Annotated in this window: 18 protein-coding genes; 14 read left to right on the forward strand and 4 right to left on the reverse strand. The window is 70.3% G+C overall.

The window, feature by feature from the left end; translation table 11 throughout:
- Positions 1-153 precede the first annotated feature (153 nt).
- Entirely contained in the window at positions 154-1926 is a 1773-nt protein-coding gene (gene kstD, locus YIM_RS07940; RefSeq protein ID WP_153029713.1) for a 3-oxosteroid 1-dehydrogenase, read from the forward strand.
- Positions 1927-2019: 93 nt separating this feature from the next.
- On the opposite strand, the gene YIM_RS07945 is transcribed toward kstD, so the two are convergent.
- Positions 2020-2442 (reverse strand): DUF6292 family protein, encoded by a 423-nt coding sequence (locus YIM_RS07945; RefSeq protein ID WP_153029714.1) that lies wholly within the window; start codon positions 2440-2442, stop codon positions 2020-2022.
- Positions 2443-2714: 272 nt separating this feature from the next.
- On the opposite strand from YIM_RS07945, the gene YIM_RS07950 reads away from it, so the two are divergent.
- The 4 genes from YIM_RS07950 (at position 2715) to YIM_RS07965 (ending at position 6172) form a co-directional block, all read left to right on the forward strand.
- The gene (locus YIM_RS07950; protein ID WP_153029715.1) at positions 2715-3746 is read left to right on the forward strand and encodes an acyl-CoA desaturase; all 1032 of its coding nucleotides are present in this window, start codon (positions 2715-2717) and stop codon (positions 3744-3746) included.
- Positions 3747-3947: 201 nt separating this feature from the next.
- Positions 3948-4673: a GAF and ANTAR domain-containing protein gene (locus YIM_RS07955; protein ID WP_153029716.1), complete on the forward strand. Its 726-nt coding sequence runs from the start codon at positions 3948-3950 to the stop codon at positions 4671-4673.
- A gap of 42 nt (positions 4674-4715) precedes the next feature.
- Positions 4716-5462: a GAF and ANTAR domain-containing protein gene (locus tag YIM_RS07960; RefSeq protein ID WP_153029717.1), complete on the forward strand. Its 747-nt coding sequence runs from the start codon at positions 4716-4718 to the stop codon at positions 5460-5462.
- Positions 5463-5515: 53 nt separating this feature from the next.
- Positions 5516-6172, forward strand: coding sequence for a phosphoribosyltransferase (locus tag YIM_RS07965; RefSeq protein WP_153029718.1), 657 nt, complete (start codon positions 5516-5518; stop codon positions 6170-6172).
- Between the two features lie 21 nt (positions 6173-6193).
- Here YIM_RS07965 and YIM_RS07970 read toward each other — a convergent pair whose 3' ends face one another.
- Positions 6194-6829 carry a hypothetical protein gene (locus tag YIM_RS07970; RefSeq protein ID WP_153029719.1) on the reverse strand — a complete coding sequence of 212 codons (636 nt, stop codon included), beginning with the start codon at positions 6827-6829 and terminating at the stop codon, positions 6194-6196.
- A gap of 17 nt (positions 6830-6846) precedes the next feature.
- Between YIM_RS07970 and YIM_RS48540 the strand changes: the two genes are divergently transcribed.
- From YIM_RS48540 to YIM_RS08000, 7 genes are all read left to right on the forward strand, one after another.
- Positions 6847-7020, forward strand: coding sequence for a hypothetical protein (locus YIM_RS48540; RefSeq protein WP_194240077.1), 174 nt, complete (start codon positions 6847-6849; stop codon positions 7018-7020).
- A 175-nt stretch (positions 7021-7195) separates the two neighbouring features.
- Positions 7196-7741 carry a DUF5994 family protein gene (locus tag YIM_RS07975; RefSeq protein ID WP_194240078.1) on the forward strand — a complete coding sequence of 182 codons (546 nt, stop codon included), beginning with the start codon at positions 7196-7198 and terminating at the stop codon, positions 7739-7741.
- A 195-nt stretch (positions 7742-7936) separates the two neighbouring features.
- Entirely contained in the window at positions 7937-8104 is a 168-nt protein-coding gene (locus YIM_RS07980) for an LPXTG cell wall anchor domain-containing protein (RefSeq protein ID WP_153029720.1), read from the forward strand.
- Positions 8105-8109: 5 nt separating this feature from the next.
- Entirely contained in the window at positions 8110-8346 is a 237-nt protein-coding gene (locus YIM_RS07985) for a hypothetical protein (protein ID WP_153029721.1), read from the forward strand.
- 45 nt (positions 8347-8391) lie between these two features.
- Positions 8392-8565, forward strand: a complete 174-nt coding sequence (locus tag YIM_RS07990; protein WP_153029722.1) for a hypothetical protein — start codon at positions 8392-8394, stop codon at positions 8563-8565.
- On the forward strand, positions 8562-9029 hold the full coding sequence (locus YIM_RS07995; protein WP_153029723.1) for an Asp23/Gls24 family envelope stress response protein: 468 nt from the start codon (positions 8562-8564) through the stop codon (positions 9027-9029). Before YIM_RS07990 ends, YIM_RS07995 begins: the two co-directional genes overlap by 4 nt.
- A 120-nt stretch (positions 9030-9149) precedes the next feature.
- Complete coding sequence (locus YIM_RS08000; protein ID WP_153029724.1) at positions 9150-9575, forward strand: STAS domain-containing protein; 426 nt, start codon at positions 9150-9152, stop codon at positions 9573-9575.
- 14 nt (positions 9576-9589) lie between these two features.
- Here YIM_RS08000 and YIM_RS08005 read toward each other — a convergent pair whose 3' ends face one another.
- Both YIM_RS08005 and YIM_RS08010 read right to left on the reverse strand, forming a co-directional pair.
- Entirely contained in the window at positions 9590-9952 is a 363-nt protein-coding gene (locus YIM_RS08005; protein WP_153029725.1) for a hypothetical protein, read from the reverse strand.
- Between the two features lie 6 nt (positions 9953-9958).
- The gene (locus YIM_RS08010) at positions 9959-11143 is read right to left on the reverse strand and encodes an MFS transporter (protein ID WP_153029726.1); all 1185 of its coding nucleotides are present in this window, start codon (positions 11141-11143) and stop codon (positions 9959-9961) included.
- A 72-nt stretch (positions 11144-11215) separates the two neighbouring features.
- Between YIM_RS08010 and YIM_RS08015 the strand changes: the two genes are divergently transcribed.
- Both YIM_RS08015 and YIM_RS08020 read left to right on the forward strand, forming a co-directional pair.
- Positions 11216-11968: a DeoR/GlpR family DNA-binding transcription regulator gene (locus YIM_RS08015; protein WP_228004615.1), complete on the forward strand. Its 753-nt coding sequence runs from the start codon at positions 11216-11218 to the stop codon at positions 11966-11968.
- Positions 11969-11971: 3 nt separating this feature from the next.
- Positions 11972-12484 carry an HAD family phosphatase gene (locus YIM_RS08020; protein WP_153029727.1) on the forward strand — a complete coding sequence of 171 codons (513 nt, stop codon included), beginning with the start codon at positions 11972-11974 and terminating at the stop codon, positions 12482-12484.
- Position 12485 lies beyond the last annotated feature (1 nt).

Consider the following 12485-nt stretch of genomic DNA (forward strand, 5'->3'; position numbering starts at 1 on the left):
TCGTCCGGCCGGTCATCAGCCGCTCCATCCCGTCGTGCACCGCGGCAGTGACTCATCTGGATGGAACACATTTCAGTCTGTTCGCACCAAAGTCTTGTGGTGTATGGATGAATTGATTGCGTGTGAGCTATAACACGTTCTAAGTTGAGGGGCATGGCCGACACCAACAGACCCGGTGGGCAGCTGTCCCGCCGGCAGGTTCTGCACGGCACCGCTGCCGGTGCCACGATCGCTCTGGCTTCAGGCCTGGTCGATCCTCTCGCCGCCGCGGCTGAGCCGATCATCGGTGAGTACGACGTCGTCGTGGTCGGTGCCGGCGCCGCGGGTATGACGGCCGCGCTGACCGCTGCCCATCGGGGACTTTCCTGTGTGGTGGTCGAGAAGGCGGCCACGTTCGGTGGTTCGGCCGCCCGGTCCGGGGCGGGGATCTGGATACCCTGCAACGAGGTTCTGCTCGCCGCCGGTGTTCCTGACACGCCACAGAAGGCCGCCGGTTATCTCGCCGCCGTGGTCGGGCCCAGTGTGCCCGCCGCCCGGCGGCAGGCCTTTCTCGACAACGGGCCGGCGATGCTCTCCTTTGTCATGGCCAACAGCCCGCTGCGGTTCCGCTGGATGGAGGGGTACAGCGACTACTACCCCGAGTTGCCCGGCGGCATGCCGAACGGCCGCTCCATCGAGCCGGATCAGTTGGACGGCAACGTTCTCGGTGCGGAGCTCGCCCGGCTGAACCCGCCATACCTGGCCACCCCGCCCGGCCTGGTCGTGTTCAGCGCCGACTACAAGTGGCTCGCCCTGTCCGCGGTCAACGCCAAGGGCGCGGCGGTCGCCGCCGAGTGTCTGGCCAGGGGGACCGCCGCGGCTTTGCGTGGGGAGAAGCCGCTGACCATGGGGCAGTCGCTCGCCGGTGGCCTGCGGGCCGGGTTGCTGGCGGCGAACGTGCCGGTGTGGTTGACCACCCCGTTGGTCGACCTGGTGCTGGAGGGCGGCAGGGTCACCGGTGTGCTGGTGTCGCGGGGCGGTACCACCGGCATGATCAGGGCGCGGCGCGGGGTGATCGTCGGTTCCGGTGGGTTCGAACACAACGCCGCCATGCGCGACCAGTACCACCAGCAGCCGACCGGTACACAGTGGACAGTCGGGGCCCTGGAGAACACCGGTGACGGCATCCGGGCGGGCGCGCGGGCCGGCGCGGCGCTGGACCTGATGGACGACGCCTGGTGGGGCCCGGCCATTCCGCTGCCCGACGCGCCCTACTTCTGCCTCGCCGAACGCACCCTGCCCGGTGGCCTGATCGTCGACGCGGCGGGGGAGCGGTTCGTCAACGAGGCGGCACCCTACGGCGATGTCGTGCACGTCATGTACGACCGCAACCCGACCGATCCGTGCATTCCCGCATGGCTGATCGTGGACCAGTACTACCGCAACAAGTACCTGTTCAAGGACGTCCTGCCGACCTTCGCCCTGCCCGGCTCGTGGTACACGTCCGGAGCCGTCTACCGCTCGGCCACCGTCGATGGCCTCGCCGCCGCCATCGGCGTGCCGGCGCAGGCGCTGCGGAAGACCGTCTCCCGGTTCAACGGGTTCGCGCACACCGGGACCGACGCCGACTTCGCCCGTGGCCAGAGTGCCTACGACCACTACTACACCGATCCCGCCGTGCACCCGAACTCGTGCCTGACGCCTCTCTGGCTGCCGCCGTACTACGCGTTCAAGGTTGTTCCCGGCGATCTCGGTACGAAGGGCGGGATGCGCACGGACGCGCGGGCGCGGGTACTTCGCCCCGACGGCACGGTCATCCCGGGCCTGTACGCCGCGGGCAACGCCAGCGCCGCGGTCATGGGCCGCGGCTACGCCGGTGCCGGCTCCACCATCGGTCCCGCGATGACCTTCGGTTACGTCGCCGCCAACGACATCGCCGGGGCGTAGAGCCGACCGGCACCCACCAGGAACCCCCGACGTCGAATGCGCTGGTGCATCAGCACGCGGCGGGTGCCCGGAGATCGTCCTGGCGATGAATGGTCACCCCGGCGCGTCGCGGAGATAGGGCTTCAGTCGCTCCGCCAGGGACCCGCGGGTCGTGGTGATCTCCCGGCCGGGAGGCGCCTGGCCCGTCGAGCGCCCGGCGGCGGTGTCGGCGACGAACCGCGCCACCGCGTTCGGCTCGGGCACGACGTCGTCGCCTTGGTGCGCGAGGACGATCGGGTCCGTGGCGGGATCGGTCTCCACCGCGAGTGACCACCCCCGCCGTTCGTTCCACACCAGCATGACGTCGTGGCCGGGCCGGTCGGGCCACCGGCGAGGCAGCCCGAGGTAGGCGGTGGCCGTGTCGCTGATCTCCACCGTGGTGCTCTCGTCCGGGACGCCGACCGCGGCCGCGACCGCACGCACGTACTGGTGGAGGGCGCGTTCGAGGGTCCGGGTGTCGGGTTCGGGGTGCTCCACACCCGCCACGCTAGATGGCCTCCGATCAGCGTGCCCGGCGGGCGTCCGAACAGTCGTCCCGCACGGGAATTATTCCCGTGGTCCGTTCGTTGTAACCAGTGGTTGCTCTGCTCGCGCCGCACGGTTCGCGGGCCTCTTCCTCCTCGCCCCCGCGGTGGGGACGTCTCGGCAGCCCCCACAGTTCCCCGGTTCAGGCCCCGTCAGCGGGCTCCCCGGAACTTGATCGCCCCAGACCCTGGCGGACAGGTACGTCACGGAAAGAAGCGATTGAGATGACACAAACGCTGGACCGGCCCACCAGGGCCGCGGCGCCGATACTCGCCGGTGAGAAATCCCGCACCGAAACCTTCCTGGTCAAGCTGTTCGCGGTGGTGCCGCTGCTGGCCCTGGCCGCGGCGGTGCCGTTCGCGTGGGGGTGGGGCCTCGGCTGGCTCGACGTCGCGCTGGCGGTCGGGTTCTACTTCCTGACCGGGCTCGGGGTGACGATCGGCTTCCACCGCTACTTCACCCACGGCGCCTTCAAGGCCAACCGCGGCCTGCGGATCGCGCTCGCCGTCACCGGCAGCATGGCCATGCAGGGCCCGGTGATCGGCTGGGTCGCCGACCACCGCCGCCACCACGCCTACGCCGACCGCGAAGGCGACCCGCACTCCCCGTGGCGCTACGGCACTTCCGCCGCCGCGCTCGCCAAGGGCTTCTGGCACGCCCACATGGGGTGGCTGTTCGACCGGGAGAAGACCAACGCGCGGCGCTTCGCCCCCGACCTGCTCGCCGACCGCGACATCGTCCGGGTCGACCGCTGGTTCCCGGCACTGACCGTGGCCACCCTGCTCGCCCCCGCGCTGATCGGCGGCCTGGTGACGATGTCCTGGTGGGGCGCGCTGACCGCGTTCTTCTGGGCGAGCCTGGTGCGGGTGGCGGTGCTGCACCACGTCACCTGGTCGGTGAACTCGTTGTGCCACATGATCGGTGACCGGCCCTACGCCGCCCGCGACAAGTCCGCGAACTTCTGGCCGCTGGCCATCGCCTCCATGGGCGAGTCCTGGCACAACTCCCACCACGCCGACCCCACCGGCGCCCGCCACGGCGTCCGGCGCGGCCAGCTCGACATGTCCGCGCGCCTGATCTGGCTCTTCGAAAAGCTCGGCTGGGCCACCGAAGTCCGCTGGCCCAAGCCCGACCGCCTGGCCCGCAAGCTCAACCCCGGTTACGCGCCCGCGCTCCGCGGGTTCGGCAAGCTGGAGCGCGGCTTGGTCGGTGAGGCGCCCGACCGGAAGAGCCCGAGCGGATCGGCTACCGGCTGAGAGGAAGCGTGGGCCGCGGGCGACCGGCCCACGCTTCCGGGTGCGGTTTGCGCCCTGGCCGGGCGGGTACGCTCGGTGCACGCAACCGCGGCAGCGGTGCTGATCCGGACGTGGTCACGTCCGAGTTGGTGTGGCGATCACGAACACCGACCCGGAGGGACCGGATGCGGAAACGGGAAGCTCGCCGGTGGTGGGTTCGCGGTGGCTGAGGTCGAGGTCCTCCGTACGAGTGTGCTTGCCGCGCTGGACGAGGGTGGCGCCGGCAGCGGGGTCGACGTCGTCGGCCGGGTGTGCCGGGCGTGTGTGCGCTTGCTGCCGGTGGACGGCGCGGCGGTGTCGGTGATGGCCGACGCCGGGAGCCGCGAGATCGTCTACGCCAGTGATCCGGTGAGCACCGCGTTGGCGGAGCTGCAGTTTTCCCTGGGTGAGGGGCCGTGCTTCGAGGCGTCCGTCGTCGGCGGGCCGGTTCTCGTGCCGAACCTGGCCGCCGGTTCACCCGCGGCGTGGCCGGTGTTCGCCGCCGAAGCCGCCGCGTACCCGGTGGCCGCGTTGTTCACCTTTCCGGTGCAGATCGGGGCGGTGCGGGTGGCGACCCTCGACACCTACCGCTCGACGCCGGGCTCCCTCGGCGCCGCCGAGCTGTCGACGGCGTTGCAGGTGGCCGACATCGCGGCGCTCGCCCTGTCGGGGCTCAGCGGTGGGGGCGATCGCTGGCTCGACGGCGACGGGGGGTGGATGGAAGGCGCGGGGATGCGGTACCGGGAGGTGCACCAGGCCACCGGGATGCTGATCGCGCACCTGGACCTGCCCGTTTCCGCCGCCTTGGCCCGGCTGCGGGCCTACTCGTTCGGGCACGGACGTTCCCTGCTCGAGGTCGCGGCCGACATCGTGGCCGGACGGCTGCGACTGGACGAGGAGTTCCGGTGAGGATCACCATGAAAGCAGCTGACGAACCAGGAGATGGTGGGCATGGCCGACCGTGAACGACAGGTTGTCCGGGCGTTCGTCGCGCTGGCGGACACGCTGATCGACGACTACGACGTCGCCGACCTGCTGCACACGCTGGTGCAGCGATGTGTGGAGCTGCTCGACGTCGCGGCGGCCGGGCTGACGCTGGTCGACGAGCGAGGCGGCCTGCAGGTGCTCGCCTCCTCCACTGAGCAAGCACGCCTGCTCGAGCTGTTCCAGCTCGACATCGACGAGGGCCCGTGCGTCGAGTGCTTCACCACCAGCACGCCGGTGCTGGTGGCCGACATCGCCGCCCAGGCGGCGCGCTGGCCGCGGTTCGCGACCGAAGCGGCCAAGGACGGATTCGCGTCCGTGCACGCGGTGCCCCTGCGACTGCGCAAGCAGACGATCGGAGCGCTCAACCTGTTCGGGCACCGGCCGGGGGAACTGTCGGCGGACGACGTCGCGCTGGCCCAGGGGCTGGCCGACACCGCCACCATCGGCATCCTCCACGAACGAGCCGTCCGCCAGGGGGAGGTCCTGTCCGAGCAGCTGCAGACCGCGTTGAACAGCCGGGTGATCATCGAGCAGGCCAAGGGCGTGCTCGCGGTCAGCGGGCGGTTGAGCATGGACGCGGCGTTCACCGCGTTGCGTGGTTACGCCCGGCGGAACAACCTCCGGCTCAGCGACGTGGCCCGCGCCCTGGCCGATCGCCACCTCGCCCCCACGGTCGTGCTGGCCCCGTCGACGGCGGACCAGCCTCGATGAAACCGGCGTGAGGTCCGGTGTGGACGATCGGCCGCCGACTCCCCGGAGCGCCCATGCGGTTTCGTGATCGCCGGGAAGCCGGCGAACGGCTGGCTCTCCGGTTGCGCCAGCTCCGCGGCGACCGGGCCGTGGTCCTCGGCCTGTCCGAGGGCGGGCTGGTGGTCGCCGGCCGGATCGCCGACGTCCTCGGCGCACCGTTGGACATCCTGCTCACCCAGCGGATCGAGGCCGCCGGACCGCCGCCGACGATGCTCGGCGCCGTCGGCGAGGGCGGCCTGGTCGTCTGGGACCACGACGCCATCCGCCGGTTCGACATCTCGGCGGCCGAGCTCACCCGGCTCGCCGAGCGGGCGCGGGCCGGTCTGGCCCGGCAGGTCGCCGTCTACCGGCGTGACGCCACGCCGGTGCCGATCGCCGGCGGCACGGTCGTCCTCGCCGACGACGGCGCTGCCACGGGCACGACCGCGCACACGGCGATCCGCGTCCTGCGCGACCGTCAGGCCCGCCGGATCGTGCTGGCCGTTCCGGTCGCCAAGGCACCCGTTCTCGACCGGCTCGCCCGCGAGGTCGACCAGTTCGTCTGCCTGCGTTCGGTGCCGTGGCTGTACACGGTCCGCAACAGCTACCGGGAGTTCCCGGCGGTCACCGATACCGAGGCGCTCGCACTGCTGCACCGCGAACCCCGCCTGCCGACCGAGGTTCCCCGATAATGTCCACAGTGGACCAATAAGTCAGCCGGGAAGGCGCACCGCGAGTTCGTCGCCCAGTGCGGCGCCGCCCGCCAGTTCGAGGTTGTCACCACTCCAGAACCGGCCGGCGTCGTACCAGTTCGGGCGGCGCCCCGGGGGCAGCAGGCCCATGGCTTCGTAGGTCACCGCGACGATCTCGGCGCAGTAGCCCGTCTCGAGGGTGGTGTCGCGGGAGCCTCGTTTCCGGGACGGCAACCGGCCGCCGAGCCAGCGGGACGCGAGGCGCGCGGTCGACGGGAACGGTGTGCCGTCGAGCCGCGCGATCGTCCGCAGGACGGCGTCCTCCATCTCGCCGTCGACCGGGTGGTCGAGCTGGCGCAGCCAGACCTGCTGGTGGTACTTCTCGGCCCAGACGAGCACGGCCCGGCGCAGGTCGTGCAACTGGGCGCCCCGCTGGTGGGTGCCCGACCAGACATCCGGCAGTGCCCGGCCCAGCTCCGCGTGCCACATCAGCGGCGGCAGGTCCTCGATCACCACCGCCATGCCGACGTGGTTGACCGGGCTGTTGGTCACGACGCGGATGGTGCGGTCGGCCGCGGAGCGCCCCCGGAACAACCACAGGTCGCCCGTGCGCGTCACGGCCACGGCTTCGTCGAGATCGAGCCCGGTTCCCGCCACAGCAGTAGCCTAGGCCGATGCGCTGGTGGAAGACAGTCGGACTGGCCGGGCTCGTCGGGGTGACCGCGACCGGGGTGTTGATCGCGCGCCAGGAGCGACGGCGACGGGCCTACACGCCGGACGAAATCCGGGAACGGCTGCACGCCCGCCTCACCGATTCGCCGCCCACGTCCGGCGGCGAAGCGGACTGAGACGGCTGCGCGCCGACCGGTTTCGCCCGGTCTCGCCCGGATGAGGATCCGGCCGCGGCGGGCTCATCGGTGTAGGATCGAAGGTGTCCGAGAGCAACCCGTGCGCAGGCGGTCAAGCCCGCGCCGTCCTCGGTCCCTCATCCGGCTCTTCACCGCCGGGGACGGGAGTACCGGCATGCAGTCGGGCCCGCACACGATCACTCCGGCCAGGAACGGCACGGAACCCCTCCGGTCGGCCACCCGCCTTCGCCTGAAGCCGAAAGCCCCGGCCACCGGGTACGTCGACGGCGCGTGGTGGCCGCGAACCCGTGACCTCACCCGTGAACTGCCCGCACTGCTCACGGTGCTGGCCGTGCGGCTGAACGTCGCCGAAAGGTTCACCTACCACCTCGAGGACTGGCCGCCGACACCGCGGCGGATCACCGTGGGCGGCAAGACGTTCCGGCTCGAAGGATTCCGCTCACAGGCCGCCGGCACGGTCACCGTCATCGGCCAGGGCGGCCGCGTGACCCTGCTGGTCGTACCACCGGAAACCGATCCCGAAGCCGCGCACGACGTGCAGATGGCCGCGGCGCACCGGGACAACACCGACAGCCCCACCACGCTGCTCACCGGCCGGCGTACTCCCCGGTACGACTCCGCGGAGATTGCCGCCGCACTGGAAGCGGCCATGGCGCGCTGGGAAGTCGATGGCGGGCACGTGCCACCACCGCGTGGCTAGTCTCCGCCGTGGCGCGAGGGCTGAATCCCGCGTGCTCGTGCCGCGAACCGAGGGCATTCGGCGTATGCTGAGGGTATCGCCCCGGCCCCCGGCGACACCGACCGCGATCCACCGGTAGCCGGGAAGTCCGAACCCGCCTCGCGCATGCCGAATCCGGCTGGTGTGCTTACCGCAACCGGGTTCGTGAGGTGCCACATGTTGGGAACCATTCTGCTCGTCCTGGTGCTCGGTGTCGTGCTGATCGTCGTCGGTGCCTTCGTCGAGGGCCTCATCTGGCTCCTCGTCATCGGCGTCGCGTTGTTCGCCGGAACCGCCGCCATCGGCTTCGTCAAGCGCAAGGCGCTCGTCAAGGGCTCGCGGTAGATCGCGTGCGACAGCTGCTTCCGGCGCTGACCGTGCTCTCCTCGTATCCGCCTTCGGGCGGGCTGCAGTTGCACAGTCTCACCGAGATTTCCAGCTATACCTGCGATTCATGCCTTGAGGACGCGGAATCCGCGATGGTCGCCACCGGTGTCGACGCGCTGATCTGCCCCGGCTGTTACGCGCGGCTCGCCAGGAACTCCGGTACCGATCACCGCGTCCCCGTGCTGGATCGGCCGCGGTAGCGCCCGGCCCCCGGCCCGAGTTCCGCAGAGCGGAGGGCAGTCCTGATGATCTACCGGGATCTTCGGCTCGACGCCGATTTCTCCGATGTCGCCGAAACCCATTTCAACACCCTCACCGCGATCCTGGACGCCGTCCAGCGCGGCCTGATCACCCCGGCTGAAGCCGGCCAGCTCATCGACCGGATCCGGAACCACCCGCCAGCCAAGGAGAAGAAATGACAAACGCCTCAACGGTGCCTCCCACGGTCCACACCCCATCCGGCGAGGTCGAAGGGGGCCGGTTCAGCGCGCTCACCTCCGCCAAGGGCGCCACCACCATCGCCGACACCGTGGTACGGAAGATCGCCGGGATCGCCGCGCACGAAGTTCCCGGCGTGTTCTCCCTCGGTGGTGGTGCCGCCCGCGCCTTCGGTGCCATCCGCGAACGCATTCCCGGTGCCGCGGCCAGCGCCGGTCAGGGGGTCTCGGTCGAGGTCGGTGACACCCAGGCCGCCGTGGACCTGCAGTTGCTCGTCCACTATGGATACGCCATCGCCGACCTGGCGAACGCGGTGCGCGGCAACGTGATCGCCGCCATCGAGCAGATGACCGGCCTACAGGTCGTCGAGGTGAACATCAGCGTCACGGACGTCCACATGCCCGACGAGGAAGAAGACACACCCGCCCATGACCGCGTCACCTGAGCCCGGTGACGACCTGGCCGGACGGGAACTATTCGGCCAGCCGAAGAGACCGGACAGGAGTAGACTGTCAGCAATCGCCCCGGCCCCCGGCGCCACGCGGATCGGCCTCCGGGAGACGACATGACCATCGAAAGCCAGAGCCACCGTTGCCGCGATACCGCTGAGCTGTCAGATCCCGGTGCTTGCAAGATGAAACCCTTCGCGGTGGCGGTGAAGTCACGCCGCCGGGCCTCGGTGCTCGCGGTGACCGGCGACCTCGACCTGAGCACCGCCCCCCGCCTGGTCGTGATCATGACGCGGGAACTGCGGAAGCACCCGTCGCTGCTGGTCCTCGACCTGACCGAGGTCGATTTCCTCGGCGTGCCCGCCGTCGCCGCCATCATGACCGGATGGCAGCAGCGGGGCGAACACACACAACTGAGGCTGGTGGCCAGGAAAAGAGCGGCCCTGCGCTTGATTCACCTCACCGGGCTGGACGATTTCCTGGCCATTTACGATTCACTGGAAACGGCGATTCAGGAATACCCCGCCGTCGCCGGAGTTTGACGCTGGGCGACTGGTCACCTCGCCGGCCATTTGGCGACTGCTTGCCGCAGCACCGAGGCGACTTCCTGGAAGGTGCTGCCACCGTCGTATTGCTCGACGAGGGTGTCGGTCACCCCGGCGATCGCCTCGGTCGCCCCGCGGCACGCTTTGACCATGGCCACCGCCACGTCGCCGGGAAGCGGCGAGGAAGCCGCGTTCCCTGCCATTCGCGTGGCTTCCCACGCCGAATCGACCTTTTCGAGCGCCTCGACCAGCTCTTTCCAGACGGCCAGTCGGTCGTTTCTTCGCATCGGATCGGTAGTGGTCATCATCGTCGTCCCTTGTTTGCCTGCGGGAGCCTGAGGTCCCGATCCTGACAGCGGACGCTTGTCGTGCATCGAATGTTACACCTGGTATTCCCAATTTCGGCTTTTATCGTGATGAGCCGGAGTGCGCAGGATTCCGGCAAAGCCCGCGGCGGCGACGCAGCAGGCCACGGGGAGAAAGAACGTGAGGTTGAGCGGCAGGAAATGGGTCAGCGGGCCGATGACGGCCGGCCCGGCGAGCATGCCGAGGTAACCGAGTCCGGCGACGCGGGAGACGTTGACGCCCGCGGCATCCTGGTCGGTATGGCCGGCTGCGCTGAGGAGCTGCGGGACGCAGCCGGACAACCCCGCCCCGAACACGGCCCAGCCGACCAGCGCGAGGGGGATCCAGGGGGAAAGGGCGGCCGTGGCCAGGCCGAGCGCGGCGGCGGACGCACCGTAGCGGAGGACGGCCACGGGCCCGACGCGTGCGGTGACCCGGTCGGCGAGCAGGCGGCCGACGGTCATGGCGGTGGCGAACGATCCGTAGGCGAGTGCGGCGGTGGCCGCGGTCGCGTCGAGGACCTGGCTCAGGTGCAGGGTGCTCCAGTCGTTCGCCACGCCTTCGCACAGCATGATCATCAAGGCCAGCGTGGCCAGCAGCCAGATGCGCCGGGGTGTCCGGGTTTTCGGGGCAGGGGAGGCGTCGTCCATGGGGCGGATGGCTTCGTGGCGCAGTAGTGCGGGGGCGGCGAGCGTGGCGACGACCAGGCCGGCGAGGGCCACCAGGCCGAGTGTCACCGCCGGGTTCCAGTCCAGGCTGAGGGCGCCGGATCCGGCCAGTGCGGCGAGAACGCCACCGATGGAGAAGGTGGCGTGGAAGGCGGACATGACGGGCCGCCGGTAACCGCGCTCGACCTGGACGGCGTGGGCGTTCATGCTGACGTCCAGGCAGCCGTTGCCGATGCCGAGCGCCACGAGCGCGGCTCCCAGCGTCCAGGCGTTCGTCGCCAGGCCGGGCAGGATCACGGCCGCGCTGCACAGCGCCGCGCTGAGCGGGACGACGGTGCGGGCCCCGAAGCGGTCGGTGAGCGGGCCGACGGCCTGCATGCCGGCGAAGGCTCCCGCGCCCAGCAGCAGGAGGAGCCAGCCGAGCGCGGCGTGGCTGATCCCGGCACGGTCCTCGATGACGGGGATGTGGACCACCCACATCCCCAGGAGGAAGCCGTTCAGCGAGAAGTAGGCGAAGGTGGCCAGCCGGGCCGCCCGCAGGTCCTGTGTCATGCATCGAACATATAGAACATCGATGTTGTTCGAAAGATTGCCTTACGAACAAAGATGATGTTCACTTGCGTGGTGACCGATCGACTCAGGCAGATCACCGACGCGGTGCGGGAGGCCGGCAGCGTCGGCGTCGCGGAGCTGGCCGCGCTCACTGGCGCGTCCGAGATGACCGTCCGGCGCGACCTCGAAGTGCTGGCCGCGCAGGGCGTGCTCGAGCGCTATCGCGGGGGAGCCAGGAGCCTGCTGCTGCGTGGTGAGGAACCGCCCTTCGCGCTGCGTGCGCAGGACGGGCTGGAGGTCAAGCGGCGCATCGCCGCCGAAGCGGCCCGGCTGATCGCCGACGGCGAGTCCGTCGTTCTCGACAGCGGCACCACGTGCTTGGAAGTGGCCCGCGCCCTGGAACACCGGCGGCTGACCGTGATGCCGCTGTCCCTGCACGCGGTGAACGCGCTGAGCGGGGGGCCACAGTTGACCCTGCTGGTCCCCGGTGGCCGCCCGCGGCCCGGTGAGCTGGCGCTGACCGGCCCGCTGACCGTGGCGTCGCTGGCCGCACTGCGGTTCGACACCGCGATCATCGGCTGCTGCGGACTCGACGCGGACAACGGCCTGACCGCCTACGACCTGGACGACGCCGCCATCAAGCGGGCGGCGATCGCCTCCTCCCGCCGGGTCATCGCGGTCGCGGACGCCGCCAAGTTCTCACGGACCGCACTCGCCTTTGTCGCCGCCGCGTCGGCTCTGCACGCCGTTGTCACCGACGAGTCCGCTCCCGGCGACCAGCTCGACCGGTTGGGTGCGGCGGGAGCGATCGTGCGGACGGTGTGACCCATGGTCGGCACCGTGCTGCTCTTCGACCTCACCGGCCCGCAGTCCGCAGAAGGCAGGAGCGGTGCCCCTTCGCCTGATCTCTGGGACGCCTACTGGACGCTGCGCCCGCCCGGCGACCGCGGTTCGGGCTACTGGCGCATGGTGGCCAAGCTGCAGGGCACCCGCTTCGACGACCGCCGGTTCGAGCGTCTCGTCGCGGCCGACATCGCCGGTTGGAGCGGAGTCGACGAGACCATGGTCGGGCTCATCGCCGAACTCGTCGCACAGGGCAGACGGGTTGCGCTCCTGTCCACCATCCCCGAAGAGCCGGTCGAGCACGCATGGTCCACTCGATTCGAGGTACGCCTCCTGTCCTACCGGTGGTGCTTACGCGCGCTGCGTGTGCCGCCGGATCGCGTGCTCTTCACCGACGACCGTCAGGACAACGTCCTGGCGGCTGAAGCCGCCGGTATGCGGGTCGCCCGGAGCGATGTCGAGCACTTGAGTCTCCCGTATGGGGAGACGGCAAGGTGAG

It is taken from the genome of Amycolatopsis sp. YIM 10 (genome assembly GCF_009429145.1).
Taxonomy (GTDB): Bacteria; Actinomycetota; Actinomycetes; order Mycobacteriales; family Pseudonocardiaceae; genus Amycolatopsis.